Below are 19,011 nucleotides of genomic sequence, written 5' to 3'. Positions count from 1 at the left end.
CGCAGACCCGATTCTCGGGCGTCAGCCGACCCCGAGGATGCTGCGCACCTCCGGCAGCGTCGAGTCGTCGGCCATGACCAGGAGCCGGTCGCCGCCGTTGATCTCGGTGCGCCCCTCGGGAACGACCACGTCACCACCGCGCTGGATCAACACGATGAGCGAATCGGCGGGGAGGTGCAGGCCCACGATCGCCACCCCGTCGGCGGCCGAGCCCGGCGGCACGACCATCTCGTGCAGGTCGTGACCGGAGTCGCCCGCGAGGGCGGCCTCGATCCAGTAGCCCCTCGGCTCGTCCTCATCGGAGGCCACTCCGAGCCACCGCGCCACCAACGGAATGCTCGAACCCTGGATCAACACCGAGCTCAGCACCACGAAGAACACCACGTTGAAGATGGTCTCGGCCCCTTCGATCTCCTCCACCACCGGCAAGGTGGCGAGGATGATCGGGGTCGCACCCCGCAACCCCACCCACGACACGAACCCGACGTGGCGCCAGGGCACCCGGAACGGCAGCAACGTGATCACCACCGCCAGAGGGCGGGCCACGAACATGAGCACCAGCGCGACCGCCAGCGCCTGCAACACGACCGGTCCGAGATCGGAGGGGAAGACCAACAGGCCGAGCACCACGAACATGGCGATCTGCATCAGCCAGGCGATGGCGTCGTGGAAGTGGGTGAGACTGCGCTTGTGCAACACGTCGCTGTTGCCGAAGGTCAGTCCCGCCACGTAGGCGGCGAGAAAGCCCGAGCCTCCGAGCCAGGTCGTCCCTTCGAAGACCAACAACACGAAGGCCACGGTCATGACCGGATAGATGCCGTCGTAGTCGAGCCGGACGGTGTTGATCACCCACACCGCCCCCTTGGCGGCGACCAACCCGATCAGGATCCCGAGCCCCATCTGCAGCACGAAGACGCCCGCAAGGCCGGCGACGCCCGGACCATCGGCATTGATCAAACCGATGATACCGACGGTGAGGAACACCGCGGCAGGGTCGTTGCTACCCGACTCCAGCTCCAGCAAGGGTTTGAGGGGCCGTTCGACACCCAACCCGCGCGACCGCATGACCGAGAACACCGCCGCGGCATCGGTCGACGCGATGACGGCCCCGAGCAGCAGGCCATCGACCAGGTCGAACCCCAGGATCAACGCGGCGAAGGCACCGAGCACCCCCGCCGACAGGCCGACGCCGACCGTCGCCAATGCGGCGCCGCGAGCGAGCACCGTCCGGATCCTCGTCCAATCGGTGCCCAAGCCTCCGCTGAAGAGGATGAACGCCAGCGCGATGAAGCCGATCCTGCTGGCCAGCTCGAAGTCCTCGAACTCGATGCCGAGCACTCCCTCGGAGCCCGCAGCCATCCCGAGGAACATGAACAGCAACAAGCTGGGGACCCCGAAGCGCGACGACGTCTTGCTCAACAGGGCCCCGGTCAGCAGCAGGGCCGCGGCGGCAATGATCATCGGCTCGGGCGTCACCGCACCAGCGTGCCCCAAGACCACATCACTCGCGCGCTGCAGCGACTCAGGTGGGTGGGGTGCCATCATGTCGACATGATCAGCCCTGGCGAGTTCGATGCCGTTGTGCTCGACACCGACGGTGTGATCACCGACACCGCAGCGGTCCACGCCGCTGCCTGGAAGGAGCTCTTCGACGAGTTCCTGCTGGCCCGCAGTGGTGATCGCGACTACGAGCCCTTCACCGACGACGACTACCGCCGCTACGTCGACGGCAAGCCCCGCTTCGACGGGGTGCGCGGGTTCCTCAGCTCCCGCAGCATCGAACTACCCGACGGCGACCGTGACGACGCACCGGGCCACGACACCGTCGCCGCGCTCGGTAACGCCAAGAACGACCTGTTTCTCGCCCGACTCCAGCGGGAGGCGCCCCGCGCGTTCGCCGGCACGATCACCTTCCTCCGCGAGGCTCGCCGGGCGGGTATCGCCACCGCCGCCATCTCCGCCAGCCGCAACGCCCGGGCCGTGCTCGACGCCGCCCGGGTCACCGACCTCTTCGACGTGATCGTCGACGGCAACGATGCCGACGAGCTGAGGTTGGCGGGCAAGCCCAACCCCGACATCTTCCTCGAGGCGGCCCGCCGCCTCGGCACCGAGCCCGCCCGCACCGTCGTGGTCGAGGACGCCATCTCGGGAGTCGAAGCCGGCCGCGCCGGCGGCTTCGGGCTCATCGTGGGTGTCGACCGCACCGGCCACCCCGAGGACCTGGCCACCCACGGTGCCGGCCAGGTGGTGCACGACCTCGACGAGATCGAGATCATCACCCCTGCCGCCGCCCTGCGCGAGCTTCCCCACGCTCTCGACGACATCACCGGCCTGGCCGAACGGCTCGAAGGTCGCCGTCCGGCGGTCTTCCTGGACTACGACGGAACGCTCACCCCCATCGTCGACGACCCGGCGGCCGCGACCTTGTCCGACGCCGCCCGGCGGGCGATTCATCGCCTGGCCAAGCTGTGCCCGGTGGCGGTGGTCAGCGGGCGCGACCGGGCCGACGTCGCCGACCTCGTCGGCGTCGACGAGCTCGTCTACGCGGGCAGTCACGGGTTCGACATCACCGGGCCGGGCTGGGCCCACCAGCACCCCGACGGCGCGGCCGCCCAACCACGGCTCGCCGAGGCCGCCGACGCTCTCGACGACGAGATCGGCGACATTCCCGGAGTCATCGTCGAGCGCAAGTCCTACGCGGTGGCCATCCACTTCCGGATGGCGCCCGACGCCGAGCTGCAACGGATCGACGAGGCCGTGGACCGCGCCATCGAATCGAGACCCGGGCTGCGACGCACCACCGGCAAGAAGATCTTCGAGCTGCGCCCCGACCTCGACTGGGACAAGGGTCGGGCGCTGCGGTTCCTCCTCGGCCAGCTCCACCTCGACCAGCCCGACGTGATGCCGCTCTACGTCGGCGACGACGACACCGACGAGGACGCCCTTCGGGTCATCCACCACGACGGCCTCGGCGTCATCGTCGGCACCGAAGAGCGCTCCACCGCAGCCCACCTCCGCCTCGACGACCCCGGTCAGACGGTCACCTTCCTGCACCGTCTGGCCGACCTGCTCGAGTCCCGTCTGCACACCGACCGGTGGGTGCTGCGCTACGAGGGGTTCGACCCCGATCAGGAAGGGCTGCGCGAGGCCCTGTGCACCCTGGGAAACGGCTACATGGCGGCCCGCGGCGCGCTGCCCGAGAACGATGCCGGGGGATCCAGCTATCCCGGCACCTACCTGGCCGGCGTCTTCAACCGACTCGTCAGTGAGGTGTCGGGCCGCGAGGTCGAGAACGAGGACATGGTCAACGCCCCGAACTGGCTGCCGTTGTCGTGGCGCCCAGAGGGCGGTCAGTGGTTCGACCTCCGTCTCGTCGACATCATCGAGCACTCGCTCGAGCTCGATCTGCGCCGCGGGGTCCTCACCCGCAGCTCGCGGGTGAGAGACGCCCAGGGCCGCACGACCCGCATCACTCAGCGGCGCCTCGTGTCGATGTCGGACCCGCATCTCGCGGTGCTGGAGACGACACTGCTCGCCGAGGACTGGTCAGGCCGGGTCGAGGTGCGGTCCTGCATCGACGGCGGCGTCACCAACGGTGGGGTACCGCGCTACCGCGACCTGGCCAATTGCCACCTTCAGGTGATCGACGCCGAATCCCGCGACGACGGCGTCGCCTACCTGCAGGCCGAGACGACCCAGTCACGGGTCCGACTCGCGGTGGCGGCGCGCACGAGGCTCTCCCCCGGAGGTACCGGACCCAGTGCCGAGGTGCGCGCGACCACCGACGGCGACGTGGTCGGCCACCACCTCTCGTTCGACCTCGAGCAGGGGTCGCCCGTCTCGGTGGAGAAGGTCGCGGCCATCCACACCTCCCGCGACCACGCCGTCACCGAGATCGGCGCCGATGCCCGCGCCCGCGTCGAGCGAGCAGCGACCTTCGACCAGATCCTGGCGCCCCACGTCATCGCATGGAGCCACGTCTGGAACCGGGCCCACCTCGACGCGTCGGTCGAGGAGTCCACCGCCATGGCGATCAACCTCCACCTCTTCCACCTGAGCCAGGTGGTCTCGAAGCACTCGGCGGAGGTCGACGCGGGGGTGCCGGCCAGAGGGCTCCACGGGGAGGCCTACCGGGGCCACATCTTCTGGGACGAGCTGTTCATCCTGCCGCTGCTGGCGGTCCGCTGGCCGGGCCTCGCCCGCGGACATCTCATGTACCGCTACCGGCGCCTCGACGAGGCGCGTCACGCTGCCGCCGAGGAGGGCTATCGCGGTGCGATGTTCCCGTGGCAGAGCGGGAGCAGCGGGCGGGAGGAGACCCAGACGCTGCACCTCAACCCCAGATCGGGTCGGTGGCTCCCCGACGGATCGCATCTGCAACGCCACATCAACGCCGCGGTGGTCTACGACGTGTGGAAGTACTACGAGGCCAGCGGCGACGGCGACTTCCTGGCCTTCCACGGCGCCGAGCTCATCCTCGAGATCGCCCGGTTCTGGGACAGCGCTTCGACCTACAACAAGGCCCTCGACCGCTACGAGATCGGCGGGGTCATGGGACCCGACGAGTTCCACGAGCGATACCCCGACGCCGACGAGCCGGGCCTGCGCAACAACGCGTACACCAACGTCATGGCGGTGTGGTGCATCAGCCGGGCCCTCGACACCCTCGACGAGGTGACCGAACGCCGATCCCAGGAGCTGCGCGAGAGTCTCGGCCTCACCGCCGCCGAGCTCGACCGTTGGCGCGACATCACCCACAAGATGCGGGTCTGCTTCCACGACGACGGCATCATCAGCCAGTTCGAGGGCTACGGCGCCCTCGCCGAGCTCGACTGGGCCGACTACCGGTCGCGCTACGGAGACATCCAGCGCCTCGACCGCATCCTCGAGGCCGAGGGCGACAGCCCCGACAACTACAAGCTGTCCAAGCAGGCCGACGTGTTGATGCTGTTCTTCCTGCTGTCGCCGCGGGAGGTGGCCGAGATCTTCGAACGGCTCGGCTACCCCTTCGATGACACGACCATCGCCCGCAACGTCGAGTACTACGACGCCCGCACCTCGCACGGCTCGACGCTCAGCGGTGTGGTCCACGCCTGGGTCATGTCACGCATCGACCGGCGCCGGTCGTGGAACTTCTTCCTCGAGGCGCTGCGCAGCGACCTGTTCGACGTGCAGGGTGGAACCACCCAGGAGGGGATCCACCTCGGCGCCATGGCCGGCACCGTCGATCTGCTGCAGCACTGCTACACCGGCATCGAGACCCGCGACGGCGTGCTGTGGCTCGACCCCAGCCTCCCGGCCGAGCTCGAGCACCTCTCGCTCGACCTGCGCTACCGGCGCCGGTGGGTCGACCTGGAGTTCGAGGACGGCACGGTCACCGTGGCCGTCCGTCCAAGCAAGCTCGGCCCGATCCGTGTCGGCTTCGGAGGCGAGGTCCACGAGCTCGCCCCCGGCGAACAGCAGACCTTCGCCGCCGACTAGAAGATCTCGAAGAGCCCGGCGGCGCCCATGCCTCCGCCCACGCACATGGTGACCACGCCGTACTTGGCGCCACGACGCTTGCCCTCCAGCAGCACGTGGCCGGTGCAGCGGGCACCGGTCATGCCATAGGGGTGACCGATCGAGATCGCCCCGCCGGACACGTTGAGGCGATCGTTGGGGATGCCGAGGGTGTCGCGGCAGTACAGCAGCTGGCTGGCGAAGGCCTCGTTCAGCTCCCAGATCCCGATGTCGTCGATGCTGAGCCCGGTCTGTTCGAGCAGCTTGGGCACGGCTGCGACCGGACCGATGCCCATCTCCTCGGGATCGACGCCAGCGACGGCCATCCCCCGGTAGGCGCCAAGGGGCTCGAGGCCCCGGCGCTCGGCCTCGGCGGCCTCCATCAGCACCACCGCGGCGGCGCCGTCGGAGAGCTGGGAGGCGTTGCCGGCGGTGACGTACTTGCCTTCCTTGGCGAACTGGCCGCCGCTCCACACCGGTGCCAGCTTCTGGAGGTCTTCGATGGTGGTGCCGGGACGGTTGCCCTCGTCCTGGGTGAGGGTGACCTCCTCCTCGCTCGTCTCGCCCGTCTCCTTGTTGACCAGGGTCTTGACGGTGGTCATGGGGACGATCTCGGGCTCGAAGCGGCCCTCCTCCTGAGCCTGGGCGATGCGCTGCTGGGATTGGAGTGCGTACTCGTCCTGAGCCTCGCGGGAGATGCCGTAGCGGTCGGCGACGACCTCGGCGGTCTCGATCATGGCGGTGTAGATGCCGGGCACCTCGGCGACGAGATCCTTGTCGACGAGGCGGTAGACGTTCTGGTGCTCGTTCTGCACCAGCGAGATCGACTCGACGCCGCCGCCGACGGCGATCTGCTGGCCGTCGAGGATGATCTGCTTGGCGGCGGTGGCGATGGCCATGAGCCCCGACGAGCACTGGCGGTCGATGCTCTGGCCCGGCACCGAGGTGGGGAGCCCGGCCCGCAGCGCCGCCTGGCGGCCGATGTTCATGCCCTGCGACCCCTGTTGGAGGGCGGCACCGACGACGACGTCGTCGACCTCGGGGCCTTCGAGACCGGCGCGCTCGACGGCGTGGCGGATCGCGTGACCGGCGAGGGCCTGGGCCTGGGTGTTGTTGAACGCACCCCGGTAGGCCTTGCCGATCGGGGTGCGGGCGGTGGAGACGATGACGGCTTCGCGCATGGGCACGACGCTACCGCCCTCGCCCACATCAGTCGAAGTGGCCCCGACCGTCTTCCCCGGACCCGGGCGATGGCGTTCGGGTAGGCTCCACGAAAGAGCCGTGTGGACCACGGGGAGGTCATCACCGTGCAACCAGTTGCCGAGATCCTCGGACCAGTTGTAGAGACGATGGTCGGATCATCAACACCGGTGCGGATCGAGTTCTGGGACCAGAGCTCGCTCGGTCCTGACGACGCTCAGACCACCATGGTCATCCGTTCACCCGACGCCATCCGCCGAATCATGTGGGCACCGGGCGAACTGGGCCTCGCCAGGGCCTACGTGTGCGGCGACATCGACATCGCCCCCGGCGACGACCTGCTCGAGGGACTGCGCAGCTTGCGCGCCGCGGCCCCCGAGCGACCGATGTTCAGCCCCAGGATCCTTCGCGAGACCGCGTCCGCGGCGAGGACGCTCGGGCTGGTCGGCAAGCCACTCCCCCCTCCGCCCGAGGAGGCAGCCCCCCGGGGAGTGCTGCACTCCAAGCGTCGCGATGCGCAGGTGGTCGGCCATCACTACGACATCAGCAACGACTTCTACCGGTTGGTGCTCGGACCGAGCATGACCTATTCGTGTGCCCGCTTCACCGAGCCGACGCTGTCGCTCGACGAGGCCCAAGCTGCCAAGCACGACCTCATCTGCCGCAAGCTCGGGCTCCACGAGCGCTCGGACATGCGGCTGCTCGACGTCGGGTGCGGGTGGGGATCGATGGCCATCCACGCCGCGACCCACTACGACACACGAGTGGTGGCGGTCACCATCAGCCGGCAACAGGCCGAGCTCGCCCGCAAGCGGGTGGCCGAGGCCGGGGTGTCCGACCTCGTCGAGATCCGCCTCCAGGACTACCGCGACGTGCCCGACGGCCCCTACGACGCCATCTCGTCGGTTGGCATGTTCGAACATGTCGGCGCCAAGCGGATGGGCGAGTACTTCGGCCACCTCCACGAGCTGCTGGCGCCAACGGGCCGCTTGCTCAACCACGCCATCTCCTCGGTGGGCGGGTCCAGGGTCGACGATCGCAGCTTCGTCGGTCGCTACGTCTTCCCCGACGGTCACCTGATCGATGTCGGCGACGTCGTGGCAGCGATGGAGGCGGCGGGGTTCGAGGTCCGTGACGTCGAATCGCTCCGCGAGCACTACGCGCAGACCCTCCGCAGCTGGGTCGACAACCTCAGCACGAACTGGGACGCTGCGGTCGACCTGGTCGGCGAACGGCGCGCCAGGGTGTGGCACCTGTACATGGCCGGCTCCGCCCTCGGCTTCGAAGATGGCGGCATCTCGATCCACCAGGTGCTGGGCGTGGTCCCGAACGCCACGGGATCCAGCGGGATGCCGCCCACCAGGGCCACGTGGGGATGATGACCTTCGACCCTTGGAAATCGCGGCGACCCGCGCCACGCTGAGAGAGCAATGCCGACGCGTCGCGACACCTTCCGACGGAGAACCCCACGGATGTCCTGCGACGCGGCCGGGCCACCCCGTCCCGTCTTCCCTCCCGGCGCATCCGCGCGCTCCGGGAGCGACGAGACCTGACCTGAAGGGATCAGCCATGGTTGATCGTGTGTTGGGAGACCTGCCAGTCGAGGTCGCGCTGTCCGGCGAGATCGCCGACGCCGACCGTGAGCTCGCACTCGACCGGATCGAGAAGGTGCTGCATCTGATCGACCAGCCGGTCCTGCACATCGACCTGCGCATGGAGATGGCCGGCGGCCCCGGGCGCGAACGGCCCGCGCTCTGCCGTGCCACCCTCGACCTCAACGGCGACCGCATCCGTGCCCACGTCTCGGGCACCTCCATGACCGAGGCCATCGACCTGCTCGAACAGCGCCTGCGCCGTCGCATCGAGCAGATCCACGAGCACCGTCGCGCCCTCCGTCGGAGGGGCCCGACCAGCCCCCCGGGCGAGTGGCGCCACGGCGACCTGCCACCCGAGCGACCGCCGTGGTACGACCGGCCGGTGGCCGAGCGCGAGATCGTGCAGCACAAGTCCTTCGCCACGCCGGCCGCCTCGATCGATGAGGCCGTGTTCGACCTGGAGTCGATGGACTACGACTTCTTCTTGTTCCGCGAAGCCTCCTCGGGGCGCGACGCCATGGTCCACCGCCGCGACGACGGGGCCTACGGGCTGCGCTTCGACGACGGGCGCGACAGCACCGGTCAGAACGGGGCGCCCCCGGCGGCGGCGATCGTGGTCGAACCGCTCGCCGCGCCCGAGCTGAACCTCGACGAGGCACGTGAGGCACTCGACAACAGTCCCGACCCATGGGTGTTCTTCACCGACCTCGCCACCGAACGCGGACGGGTCCTCTACCGCCGCTACGACGGTCACTACGGTCTCATCACCCCCGTCGACGACGAGGACTGAACCCCCACCCGCCCGTCGGACACGAGCCCATCAGGACCTTCGCCTCTGTCGCTCAGCTGAACCGCTCGCGACAATGGCGACATGACCGGGCCGATGGGGACCCCGGGTCCCGCCAAGAGGTGCGACGACGATCGCAAGGTGCAGCTGCTCACCGCTCGCGCCTTGGCCCTGGCGCTCGACACGAGCCGAGGCACGGCCGACGCATCCGCCGATCTGGCAAGGTACTCGGGCGGCGATGAGGCCGCGGTCGAGGATGCAGCCGACCAGGTGCACGCGATCGCCGCCGACCACCCCGGTCACGACGCCACCAGAGCCCGGCTCATCGTCGACGGCGCGGTGCGCCGGGTCGCATCGCTGCAACGGCACCCGAGCAGCGGTTGCCCGGCCCACGGTGCGCGCCGCGTCCTGACCGACCGCGTCGACACGGCATAGGGTCGATGCGACCGGCCCCACCCGAGGAGACCGATGGCCCGACCCGAGATCACCCGCGTCGACTTCCACTTCGACATCATGTGCCCGTGGGCCTACCAGGGCTCGATCTGGATGCGCGACGTGCGCGACCAGCTCGGCATCGAGGTGGGCTGGCGGTTCTTCAGCCTCGAGGAGATCAACCGGGTCGAGGGCAAGAAGCACCCGTGGGAGCGCGAGTGGTCCTACGGCTGGTCGATGATGCGCATCGGCGCGCTGCTGCGGCGCGACGACCCCGCTCTGCTCGACCGCTGGTACGAGGCCGCCGCCACCGCGCTGCACGTCGACGGGCGCAAACCCCACCATCCCGATGTCGCCGAGGAACTGCTCGGAGAGATCGGTCTCGATCCCGGCCTGGTCCGAGCGGCGATCGAGGACCCGTCCACCCACGACGAGGTCCACGCCGACCACGCCCGCGCCACCGGCCTCGGGGGCTGGGGCGTGCCCATCCTGGTGTTCGAGAACGACCGGGGCGGTGAGACAGCACTGTTCGGCCCGGTGCTCATCGACCCACCTCGGGACGACGCCGCGGTCAGACTGTGGGAGCTGATGCTGGGATGGCTCGAGTTCCCCCATCTCTATGAGGTACAGCGGCCCAAGCGACGCGACGACCTGGTCGAGATCAGCGAACGCTTCCGGCCATACCTCGAGGCTCGCGACTGGAAGACCATCCAGAACGAGACGCCCTGACCGGGCGTTCGCGTCAGCGGCCCGGCCCGAGGCGGGCGAAGCAGATGGTCGAGACGTCGTCCTACGTCGAACCATCGGCGAGCGCTGCGTCGACCAGCGCGCTCGCGTGGAGATGCGTGGTCGGGAACACCGCTACTGAGCTGTCGTCGGCGCCGACGAGCAGCTCGATCTCGGTGCAACCGAAGATCACGCCTTCAGCGCCGGCATCGACGAATCGCTCGATCACTTCCCGGTAGCGATGTCGCGACCCGTCGTCGACCACGCCGTGCACCAACTCCTCGTAGATCACCCGGTGCACCTCCGCCCGGTCGGCATCGTCGGGGACCAACACCGTCAGGCCGTGCGACTCGAGGTGACGCCGGTAGAAGGGCTGTTCCATGGTGAAGGCAGTGCCGAGCAGGCCGACAGTGGAGAGCCCGGCGTCGCGCACCGCGCGCGCGGTGACATCTCCGAGGTGAACCAGCGGAACCTCGACCGCGGCGGCCACGACATCGGCGACCTTGTGCATTGTGTTGGTGCACAAGCCGAGTACCCCGGCCCCGGCCCACTCAAGACGCCGCGCAGTCTCAGCGAGCAGAGCCCCCGCGTCGTCCCATCGCCCGGCAGCCTGCATCTCCTCGATCTCGGCGAAGTCGACCGACCACAGCACGAGCCGAGCCGAGTGATGCCCGCCGCGGCGCCGTTGCGTCTCCAGATTGATCAGCCGGTAGTACTCGGCGGTGCTCTCCCAGCTCATCCCCCCGATGAGTCCGATCGTCTCCATTGGCCCATACTGCCCGACACATCGACAGACGGGGTCACAAGAGGAGAAGCACGTCGAGGTGGTAGCCGGCGCGCTCATCGAGTCGGTCCCGCTCCACCACCCCGGGTGCGCCCGATTTCCCGCACTCGCGCCGCGTCAGTCCGAGCCGCTTGCCCTGGTCGCCACGAATCGATCCTCGGGCTGCAACTGGAAGAGGTCGTCCCACCGGCGGTCGAGATGGGCGAGTGCGTCGCGCAGAGGCCGGCACCGGAGCCGGTCGTCGCCCTCGACCAGATCGAGATCTCTCAGCTTGTCGAGCGCGTCGTCCACCTCGAAGTCGATGTCGGCGTCGTAGCGATCCGACAGCCACTGCTCGACGCGGGCGTCGAGCTCGTCCTCGGTCATGCCCTCGGGCTCGGCGAGCAGGAAGCGATACGCGAGCAACACCTCGACGACCTCCTGCTGCTCGGCCGACGACAACAGGATGTGCAACACGCCGGGCCCGTCGGCCAGGGTGCGGAAGTACAGCGCCTCGGAGAGGGTCTTGAGGTAGTTGACCCGGCGGTTCTTCAGCTTCGACCACTGCCGGACCATGAACCCGCCGACGGTCATGAGCCCACCGAAGAGCACCACCAGCGCTGCCTGGTCGAGCTCGGGCTGCTCGTCGCGCACACCGATCCAGGCGCCGGCCAGCACCAACATGAGCCCGATCGTCGGCAACAGCTTGGTGGCCAGCACCACGATGCCCGAGGCCACCGCCGGGACACCGACCATGAGCGTGTCGATCGGCCGGTAGCGGACCTGGGTCGAGGGCAGCAGCATCTCGATGTCGGCCCGCGGGACCCGCTGGAACTGCTTGAGCGAGACGTGCCCGGGGACCAGGTTGCGCTTGGCGGGGTCGATCCCCCGCTCCTCGAACCACTCGGCGGGCCGCACCTTGGCGAACACCACGACCCGGCCCTCGATGGTGACCGTGCGCTCCTCGGTGCGCAGGCCCTTCCACCTCGGTATCTCGATGGTCTCCTGGCTGGTGTCGCGCCGGCAGATCAGCAGCTCCTCGTAGTCGTCGAGGTCGACCTCGAGCCGCAAGGGGATCATCGACTCGCGATGGAGGGCGTCATCGAGCTCGTCAGCGCTGACGGTGATGTAGTTGGCATCGTCGAGCAGCTCGTCGAGGGCGGAGCGCAGCTCGGTCGCCGCGCCCGGGTCGCGCGCCATGAGGTCCCAGGCCTCGACGAGGGACTGCTCACGTTCGTGGAACTCGAAGTGGTACAGCGCCGCGGCCAGGCGAGCGAAGGCCCGGAAGGCCTCGGCGTCGTCGGTGCCGCCCTGGTCGTCCCATGGCATCTCGGCCAGGTCGCGCATCAGCTGGCCGACCCGGCGGGGCACGAATCGCTCGCGTTCCTCCATGAGGTCAGGGTAGGACGCCCCGGTAGCTCATGCGCCCCAGTGGCACGTCGCGAGGGAGACGCCTTGGACCGATCCGCCGTCTCAGCAGGATTCGGCCACCGTGTCGTGGTGCACCGCGGCCGCAACCACCTCCGAGGCTGCATCGCCTCGGACCGCATCACCAGCGCCTCCTCAGGCGAGGGGCGCCGCCGGGCTCGAACGGATCGTCGCGGTCGACGCCGCCCATCTCATCGACCGTGCGGCAGCAGTGGAGTTCTGAGTCACTCCACGATCAGCTCGGCGTACATGCCGTGAGCGATGTGGGGCGGCCCACCCTCGACCTGTGGCGGCCCTTCCTCGGTCTCGGCCGCGGCGGCGAAGTACACCTCGGGCTCGACGCCGGTGGGGATCACGCACAAGATGGCGTAACGGCCGGGTTCGCTCAGTGTGCCGTCACCCACCGCGGCGATCTGCTCGCCACCCGGCGCAGCCATGAGCACGGTGACCGGCTCGACGGCGAAGAGCGATCGACCCATCTCCTCGGGAGGAAGGCCGACCAGTTCGTCGACGGATCGATCCTCGTCTTCGGGCAGGAGCACCGCCACCAGCTCGTGCAGCTCGGTGGGTGCGTTGTTGACGAAGGTCAGCTGGGTGCCGGCCGGGACACGCTCGGGCAGGTTCTCGAACTCGAAGTCGACCGCGACGACCTCGAGCGTGTCGGGCGCGGCGGCGGTGTCGGGCGCGGTGGTGTCGGGCGGGGCGGCAGAGGCCCCGTCGTCCTCGTCACCGCAGGCGGCGAGCAACAGCGTCAACGCACCCGTGAGTGCCGCAGCACGGATCAGACGGGACGGAGCTCGGGTCTCGACAGACATGATGTCCTTTCGGTTGGGGATCGAGTCGGTTGGGGATCGAGTCGGTTGGGGATCGAGATCGGATCAGGCCGGCACCGAACCGCTGACGATGGCGGCGAGGGCCTGCTGGTCGGGGTGGGGCGGGGGCACCGTGGAGGGCAGCGCCGCGAGCAGGTCGAACGCCCGCTCCACCGCCTCGCCCCCGATGATCGGGCTGTGCGCCGACACGACCACCTCGGGTGAGAGGGAACGGAGCGCGCCCACCTCGGCCTGGTACTTCGACTCGTCGACGATCGAGAGCCACGGGCACAGCGCATGGTGGTGGAACATGGCCATGCCCTCGGCCCACATCGTGGGTGACAGCTCCTCGACGTCGTCGACCGTGTCGCCCGGCATCGGCGTGGCGAAGGCATCCGACGCCCAGTAGACGCGGGTGGCGGGGTCGAACAGGCCACGAGTCGTCGGGCTGTCGTACACCGGCGGACGAATGGCCCGCAGGGTCCGGTCACCGACCTCGAGGGTGCCGCCGTCGTCGACCCAGCGCATCCGCTCGGGTGGCAGGCGGAAGGACGCCCCCATCCGTTCGGTGGCCGCCCAGCTGACCACGAGGATCGCGTTGGGGCAGCGCTCCATCGTCTCGGCGAGGTTGCCCACGTGATCGTCGTCGTCGTGGGAGATGTAGATCCAGCGCACATCGGTGGGCTCGACGAGGGAGAAGACATCGTCCAGCCACTGCCTTCGGTTGGCGATGGTGCCGGTGTCGACGATCACCGGCTCCTCGGCCCGGATCAACAGCGAGTTCAGGTTGACCGCGAGGGGTGCCCCGAAGGCGGGCTGGGCCGAGCGGATCAGGAATGTGTCGGGGGCGACCTGGACGGGCGCCATCCGGATCGGGGGGTGCGGGTCGAGGCTCACGGCGTCGGACCTCCGGTCGGTGCGGGCGGACCGGAGGAACCTACGACGATCCGGTGGCTGACCAACATCCCCGGTTCCGGGGAATCCTTCCCCCCGCCACGGGGAGCCAGACCCCCTCGAATGAGGGGCACCACCTCGGGGGCGATCGTTGGTGTGCTGCTCGAGGCCGAGGGAGACGTCCGCACCGCCGACCAGCGGGCTCACCCGCCGGCGAGCACCGAGTAGATGAAGTCGTCGTCGGTGGGGAGCGAGCCGGTGATGATGAGGGTGGCGAGCCCGTGCACCAGCGCCCAGTGGCGCGCCGCGGTGACCCCCGGCTCCTCTCCCTCACATGCCGCATCGGGTGTGGTTGCGATGGCGTCGCTCAGTCGCTGGTACGCCGAGGCCGAGGTGGTCACGAGGTCGGGATCGGACCCATCGAGCAGTTCGGGACGGAACATCACCGCGAACTCGCCGGGATTGTCCCGAGCGAAGGCGACATAGGCCCACCCGAGCGCCAGCAGTGGCTCCGTCGACGACCCGGCCGCGGCCACCATCGTCTCGTTCATGCGGCGGAACCCCTCGGCGGCCACCGCGGTGAGCAGGCCGGCCCGGTCACCGAAGTGGTGCGCCGGTGCGGCGTGGCTGACACCCGCCCGCCGGGCGATGGCCCGCAGGCTGATGGCACTGGGACCGTGTTCGGCGATCTCGGCGGCGGCGGCATCGAGCAGCGCCCGCCGCAGGTCGCCGTGGTGGTAGCCGGCCATGCCCATATCTTGACACTGTCACGGCACTTCGCCTAGGTTGCCACTGTCAAGATTCAGCGACGAGGGGACCCCGATGAGCACCGACGCCGAGACCGGCACCGCCAATCCTTACCTGCGAGGCAACTACGCCCCGGTGCAGATCGAGCGCACCGACCACGACCTCGAGATCACCGGCCGGCTGCCGGCGGCGCTGAACGGTCGGCTCCTGCGGGCCGGACCCAACCCCGCCGGACCGGTCGGCCCGGACCACCACTGGTTCCTCGGCGACGGCATGATCCACGGCATCGAGATCTCCGAGGGCCGGGCCCGCACGTACCGGAACCGATGGGTGCGAACGCCGTCGGTCGAAGAGGCCCGTCCCGAGCTTCCGGCAGCGGGAACGGTGCCGAGCGGCGCGGTCAACCCCAGCAGCGGTGCGGTGCACGTCATCGAACACGGCGGGCACGTCCTTGCCCTGGGCGAGGTCGGGCTCCCGTACGAGCTCACGCCCGAGCTGGACACGGTCGGGCCCCACACCTTCGGCGGAGCGCTGTTGACCTCGATGACCGCCCACCCCAAGCGCGACCCCGACACCGGCGACCTGCACTTCTTCGGCTACGACTTCGGGCCGGTCCACCTTCGCTATCACCGGGCCGACGCGGCAGGCGAGCTGGTCCAGACCGAGGTGATCGACCTCCCCCGCACCACGATGATGCACGACTTCAACATCACCGCCAGCCGTGTGGTGTTCATGGACCTGCCGGTGGTGTTCTCGACCGAGCTCCTCGCCCGACAGACGATGCCCTTCGCCTGGCAGCCCGACGCCGGCGCGCGCCTGGGGGTCATGCCCCTCGGCGGCTCGGGCGACGACGTGCGATGGTTCGACATCGACCCCTGCTATGTGTTCCACCCGCTCAACGCCTTCGACGACGGCGACCGGATCGTCCTCGACGTCGTCCGCTACGACACCATGTTCGCCGCATCGACGATCGGTCCCGAGGGCGAGTCGTCCCAGCTGTGGCGCTGGGTGATCGATCCCACGAGCGGTGCCGTCTCCCAGACCCGGCTCGACGACCGGCCGGCCGAGTTCCCGCGGGTGCCCGATGCCCTCGTGGGTCGGCGCCACCGGTTCGGCTACGGGGTCGCCATGGACGCCTCGGCGCTCGACGAGGCCTTCGACTCCGAGGGCCTGATCAAGTGGGACCTCGACAAGGGTGACGCCACGCTGCACCCTGCCGGCGACGGCCGGTTTCCCAGCGAAGGAGTGTTCGTCGCCGACCCCGACGGCACCGCCGAGGACGACGGTTGGGTCCTGTCGGTGGTCTATGACGCCGCGACCGACCGAAGCGACGTCATCGTCGTCGACGCTCGCGACTTCGACGGCTCACCGGTGGCCACCGTGCACCTGCCGGTCCGGGTGCCCTTCGGGTTCCACGGCAGCTGGCTCCCCGCCACCTGAGCTGGCGGATCAGCGGTCAGGTTCTGGCCTGAATCACCACAGGGTGGTCACCCCCACCCCCGCCGTCGCGGCGAGCGCACCGATCACCACTGAACCGACGACGTTCACCAGGCCGACCAGCGTCTCGCCCTCCTCCAGGAGGCGCACCGATTCGAAGGCGAGGGTCGAGAAGGTGGTGAACGAACCGATGCCCCCCACGACGACCACGGTGACCGAGTCGGCGGAGAGGCCCTGGTGCAGGGCAACGCCAGCCATCAGCCCTGCGACGAGACACCCACCCACGTTCACCGCGAAGGTGCCCCAAGGGTGGTGACCGCCGACGCGTCGTTGGATCCAGAGGCTCGCCAGGTAGCGGCAACAGGCCCCCAGGGCAGCGGCGGCAAGGAACCCGCACCAGGTCCACACACTCAACGGTCGTGCTCCCCTGCCGCGGTCAGCACCGAGCGAGCGAGGACGATGCCCACCCACGCGGCGCTGAGGCCGGCAACCAGGCTGAGCACCCAGTAACCGGCCGCCAGCACGGCCTGGCCGTCGCGGATCAGTTGGTCAGCCTCCACCGCCAGCGCAGAGAAGGTGGTGAACGAACCGAGGAAGCCGACGGCGAGGAACGGACGCAGATACCGCGAGCCGGGAAACCGCCTGACCAGCGCGCTCAGCACGACACCGAGGAGGAAGGCGCCGGCCACGTTCTCGACGAAGGTGTCCCAGGGCACCTCACCAGGCGTGGCGGAGATCAGGGTCCCGAGACCGTAGCGACACGCCGCCCCGGCCATCCCGCCCAGGGCGACGACCACCAGAATGTCGGGTGCGGCCGCAGACCGCAGCGGGTCGGCGTGCGCGGGCGAGCTGGTGTCGATCGGATCCTCCTCCAGAGCGCGTGGCCTCGATCGAGTGGGGCCTCATCATTCCACGATCATCGAGCCGAGACCCCCCAACTAGGGGATTGAGCACCAGGTCCACCCTGCTTAGGCTCCGCCCATGGGGATCGTCGCCTTCACCCGTGCCCGTGACCGACTCCGCGCCGCCGACGAGGCCGAGCGGCCGCTCAGGGAGGTCAACGACGAGGTAGTCCTGGCCTTCGAACAGGTCGCCCGGTTCGACGGTGCGGCGGTGATGATCACCGACCCCGACACCAGCTTGCCCGTGTGCGGCGTCGTGAAGGGGTTCGACCCCGTGCTGTGCGAGCCGTTCTGGGACAATGAACTGCTCGATCCCGACTTCAACAAGTTCAACCAGCTGGCGCGGGTCTCACCCCCCATGGCCACCTTGGCCGAGACGATCGACGGCGACCTCGACCGCAGCCCGCGGTTCACCAAGGTCTATGGCAGGAGCATCGACGACGAGCTGCGAGTGGCCTTCGTCGCCGGTACCACCTGCCTGGCGGTCGGGGTCTTCGCGCGCGCTGCCGGCGACGGCCCGTTCACCCCCGAGGAGATGGCGGACGTGCGCGAGCTCATCCCCGCCGCCACCATGGTCCTCCGGCGGGCATTGGGCCGCGTCGACCACGCCACCAGTGCCCAACCGCCGGTGGTGCTCATCCTCGACGCGGCAGGAGCGGTCCGTTCGGTCAGCGCTGGCGGCCAGCGTCTGCTCGACGACCTGCGCACCCAGGGCGCCGAGGAGACCGGGCTGCCGAGCATCGTGCGGGTCGCCGCCACTCGGGCGCGGTGGAGCCGCAACACCTCCAGCCTCGCCACCAGGGTCCAGGGCCGCGACGGCGAGTGGCTGCGCATCCACGTCACCCCCATGGACGACGGAGAAGGATCGGTTGCGGTCACCATCGAACAGGCACGCCCCGGCGATCTGGTGCCGATCATGCTGGAGTCCTACGGCCTCACCGGTCGCGAGACCGACGTGGTGCTGTACATGGCCCGCGGTCTGTCCACCAAGGAGATCGCCGAGGAGCTGCTGATCTCCAGTCACACGGTGCGCGACCACATCAAGTCGGTCTACGAGAAGTCACAGGTGACCGGCCGGGGTGAGCTGCTGGCCCGGCTGTTCTCCGAACACGTGCTCGATCAGTTCCACACCTCGGTCTCCCACGTCCCCTGACACCTCAGGAGCACGTCTTGAGCCTGTTCCCGGGTCGGCGGTCGACGCAGCCACCATCGGCCACCTCGCCGACTCACCGATGCACCTGTCCGCCGCCGGGTAGCACCGGGCCGGTGCGTGCCTAGCCTGAGGTCATGGCCATCGACGAGGAACTGATCAACAAGGTCACGTGGAAGATCCCCAACGCCCTGGCGTTGGTGGGCTCACGAGCAGGTGACGAACGCAACGCCATGACCACCAGCTGGATCACCCAGCTGTCGATGGAACCGGTGCTGATCGGCATCGGGGTCGACAACGATGCCGTCACCCACCGACTCATCACCGACGGCGGCGGCTTCACCGTCAACCTGTGGGATGCCGACGACACCAAGGTGTTCGTGAAGTTCTCCAAGCCGGCAACCTTCGAGGACGGCGCCCTCAACGGCCGCGCCGTCAAGGAGGCCACCACTGGCGCACCGGTCTTCGACGAGGCGATCGCCTGGATGGATTGTGAGGTCCGTCAGCACCTCGACCTGGGCACCCACACGCTGTTCATCGGCGAGGTGGTCGACGCCGCAGTCAACGACGAGGAGACCCGCGCCGCGGCGATGTCCGACACCCGCATGAAGTACGGCGGCGTCAAGCGCCACTGACCGC

General features: G+C 69.2%; 18 protein-coding genes. 9 read left to right on the top strand and 9 right to left on the bottom strand.

From position 1 onward, the window contains the following. Positions 1–21: 21 nt before the first annotated feature. A complete protein-coding gene (locus U5K29_07270) occupies positions 22–1,476 on the bottom strand; it encodes a potassium/proton antiporter (GenBank protein MDZ7678336.1) in 1,455 nt (484 codons plus the stop codon). A 75-nt stretch (positions 1,477–1,551) separates the two neighbouring features. Here U5K29_07270 and otsB point away from each other — a divergent pair, with 75 nt between their 5' ends. Then, positions 1,552–5,481 (top strand): trehalose-phosphatase, encoded by a 3,930-nt coding sequence (gene otsB / locus U5K29_07265; GenBank protein ID MDZ7678335.1) that lies wholly within the window; start codon positions 1,552–1,554, stop codon positions 5,479–5,481. Here the strand turns inward: otsB and U5K29_07260 are convergent. Next, a complete protein-coding gene (locus tag U5K29_07260; GenBank protein MDZ7678334.1) occupies positions 5,478–6,680 on the bottom strand; it encodes an acetyl-CoA C-acyltransferase in 1,203 nt (400 codons plus the stop codon). The genes otsB and U5K29_07260 overlap by 4 nt on opposite strands. Before the next feature lie 126 nt (positions 6,681–6,806). On the opposite strand from U5K29_07260, the gene U5K29_07255 reads away from it, so the two are divergent. The 4 genes from U5K29_07255 to U5K29_07240 all read left to right on the top strand — a co-directional run bounded on the left by U5K29_07255 (position 6,807) and on the right by U5K29_07240 (position 10,242). Continuing rightward, a complete protein-coding gene (locus U5K29_07255; protein ID MDZ7678333.1) occupies positions 6,807–8,078 on the top strand; it encodes a cyclopropane-fatty-acyl-phospholipid synthase family protein in 1,272 nt (423 codons plus the stop codon). Between the two features lie 190 nt (positions 8,079–8,268). Continuing rightward, the gene (locus U5K29_07250; protein ID MDZ7678332.1) at positions 8,269–9,084 is read left to right on the top strand and encodes an HPF/RaiA family ribosome-associated protein; all 816 of its coding nucleotides are present in this window, start codon (positions 8,269–8,271) and stop codon (positions 9,082–9,084) included. An 81-nt stretch (positions 9,085–9,165) separates the two neighbouring features. Further along, complete coding sequence (locus U5K29_07245) at positions 9,166–9,516, top strand: hypothetical protein (protein MDZ7678331.1); 351 nt, start codon at positions 9,166–9,168, stop codon at positions 9,514–9,516. A 33-nt stretch (positions 9,517–9,549) separates the two neighbouring features. Beyond that, positions 9,550–10,242 carry a DsbA family protein gene (locus tag U5K29_07240; GenBank protein ID MDZ7678330.1) on the top strand — a complete coding sequence of 231 codons (693 nt, stop codon included), beginning with the start codon at positions 9,550–9,552 and terminating at the stop codon, positions 10,240–10,242. A gap of 61 nt (positions 10,243–10,303) precedes the next feature. Here U5K29_07240 and U5K29_07235 read toward each other — a convergent pair whose 3' ends face one another. Both U5K29_07235 and U5K29_07230 read right to left on the bottom strand, forming a co-directional pair. Then, the gene (locus tag U5K29_07235; protein ID MDZ7678329.1) at positions 10,304–11,005 is read right to left on the bottom strand and encodes an aspartate/glutamate racemase family protein; all 702 of its coding nucleotides are present in this window, start codon (positions 11,003–11,005) and stop codon (positions 10,304–10,306) included. 135 nt (positions 11,006–11,140) lie between these two features. Continuing rightward, positions 11,141–12,394: a TMEM143 family protein gene (locus tag U5K29_07230; GenBank protein MDZ7678328.1), complete on the bottom strand. Its 1,254-nt coding sequence runs from the start codon at positions 12,392–12,394 to the stop codon at positions 11,141–11,143. A gap of 100 nt (positions 12,395–12,494) precedes the next feature. On the opposite strand from U5K29_07230, the gene U5K29_07225 reads away from it, so the two are divergent. After that, on the top strand, positions 12,495–12,653 hold the full coding sequence (locus U5K29_07225; GenBank protein ID MDZ7678327.1) for a hypothetical protein: 159 nt from the start codon (positions 12,495–12,497) through the stop codon (positions 12,651–12,653). A gap of 1 nt (position 12,654) precedes the next feature. On the opposite strand, the gene U5K29_07220 is transcribed toward U5K29_07225, so the two are convergent. The 3 genes from U5K29_07220 to U5K29_07210 all read right to left on the bottom strand — a co-directional run bounded on the left by U5K29_07220 (position 12,655) and on the right by U5K29_07210 (position 14,885). Further along, positions 12,655–13,245 (bottom strand): hypothetical protein, encoded by a 591-nt coding sequence (locus tag U5K29_07220; protein ID MDZ7678326.1) that lies wholly within the window; start codon positions 13,243–13,245, stop codon positions 12,655–12,657. A gap of 63 nt (positions 13,246–13,308) precedes the next feature. Next, positions 13,309–14,139, bottom strand: a complete 831-nt coding sequence (locus tag U5K29_07215; protein ID MDZ7678325.1) for an MBL fold metallo-hydrolase — start codon at positions 14,137–14,139, stop codon at positions 13,309–13,311. 200 nt (positions 14,140–14,339) lie between these two features. Next, positions 14,340–14,885 carry a TetR/AcrR family transcriptional regulator gene (locus U5K29_07210; GenBank protein ID MDZ7678324.1) on the bottom strand — a complete coding sequence of 182 codons (546 nt, stop codon included), beginning with the start codon at positions 14,883–14,885 and terminating at the stop codon, positions 14,340–14,342. 73 nt (positions 14,886–14,958) lie between these two features. On the opposite strand from U5K29_07210, the gene U5K29_07205 reads away from it, so the two are divergent. Further along, entirely contained in the window at positions 14,959–16,323 is a 1,365-nt protein-coding gene (locus U5K29_07205; GenBank protein ID MDZ7678323.1) for a carotenoid oxygenase family protein, read from the top strand. A 33-nt stretch (positions 16,324–16,356) separates the two neighbouring features. On the opposite strand, the gene U5K29_07200 is transcribed toward U5K29_07205, so the two are convergent. Then, complete coding sequence (locus tag U5K29_07200; protein ID MDZ7678322.1) at positions 16,357–16,728, bottom strand: CrcB family protein; 372 nt, start codon at positions 16,726–16,728, stop codon at positions 16,357–16,359. Positions 16,729–16,730: 2 nt separating this feature from the next. Further along, the gene (locus tag U5K29_07195; protein ID MDZ7678321.1) at positions 16,731–17,117 is read right to left on the bottom strand and encodes a CrcB family protein; all 387 of its coding nucleotides are present in this window, start codon (positions 17,115–17,117) and stop codon (positions 16,731–16,733) included. Between the two features lie 184 nt (positions 17,118–17,301). Here U5K29_07195 and U5K29_07190 point away from each other — a divergent pair, with 184 nt between their 5' ends. Next, positions 17,302–18,375 (top strand): helix-turn-helix transcriptional regulator, encoded by a 1,074-nt coding sequence (locus U5K29_07190; protein ID MDZ7678320.1) that lies wholly within the window; start codon positions 17,302–17,304, stop codon positions 18,373–18,375. 134 nt (positions 18,376–18,509) lie between these two features. Beyond that, a complete protein-coding gene (locus tag U5K29_07185; protein ID MDZ7678319.1) occupies positions 18,510–19,007 on the top strand; it encodes a flavin reductase family protein in 498 nt (165 codons plus the stop codon). The last annotated feature ends 4 nt before the right edge of the window (positions 19,008–19,011 follow it).

The sequence above is a fragment of the Acidimicrobiales bacterium genome, from assembly GCA_034521975.1.
Classification (GTDB): Bacteria; Actinomycetota; Acidimicrobiia; order Acidimicrobiales; family SKKL01; genus SKKL01.
Note: the sequence above shows the minus strand (reverse complement) of the source record. Positions and strands in the feature narration are given on the sequence as shown.

Excerpts from the sequence above, each read along its gene's own strand:
- U5K29_07190 (MDZ7678320.1), top strand. The coding sequence starts at position 17,302 with ATGGGGATCGTCGCCTTCACCCGTGCCCGTGACCGACTCCGCGCCGCC.
- U5K29_07235 (MDZ7678329.1), bottom strand. The coding sequence starts at position 11,005 with ATGGAGACGATCGGACTCATCGGGGGGATGAGCTGGGAGAGCACCGCC.
- U5K29_07230 (MDZ7678328.1), bottom strand. The coding sequence starts at position 12,394 with ATGGAGGAACGCGAGCGATTCGTGCCCCGCCGGGTCGGCCAGCTGATG.
- otsB (MDZ7678335.1), top strand. The coding sequence starts at position 1,552 with ATGATCAGCCCTGGCGAGTTCGATGCCGTTGTGCTCGACACCGACGGT.
- U5K29_07205 (MDZ7678323.1), top strand. The coding sequence starts at position 14,959 with ATGAGCACCGACGCCGAGACCGGCACCGCCAATCCTTACCTGCGAGGC.
- U5K29_07250 (MDZ7678332.1), top strand. The coding sequence starts at position 8,269 with ATGGTTGATCGTGTGTTGGGAGACCTGCCAGTCGAGGTCGCGCTGTCC.
- U5K29_07220 (MDZ7678326.1), bottom strand. The coding sequence starts at position 13,245 with ATGTCTGTCGAGACCCGAGCTCCGTCCCGTCTGATCCGTGCTGCGGCA.
- U5K29_07185 (MDZ7678319.1), top strand. The coding sequence starts at position 18,510 with ATGGCCATCGACGAGGAACTGATCAACAAGGTCACGTGGAAGATCCCC.
- U5K29_07245 (MDZ7678331.1), top strand. The coding sequence starts at position 9,166 with ATGACCGGGCCGATGGGGACCCCGGGTCCCGCCAAGAGGTGCGACGAC.
- U5K29_07210 (MDZ7678324.1), bottom strand. The coding sequence starts at position 14,885 with ATGGCCGGCTACCACCACGGCGACCTGCGGCGGGCGCTGCTCGATGCC.
- U5K29_07260 (MDZ7678334.1), bottom strand. The coding sequence starts at position 6,680 with ATGCGCGAAGCCGTCATCGTCTCCACCGCCCGCACCCCGATCGGCAAG.
- U5K29_07240 (MDZ7678330.1), top strand. The coding sequence starts at position 9,550 with ATGGCCCGACCCGAGATCACCCGCGTCGACTTCCACTTCGACATCATG.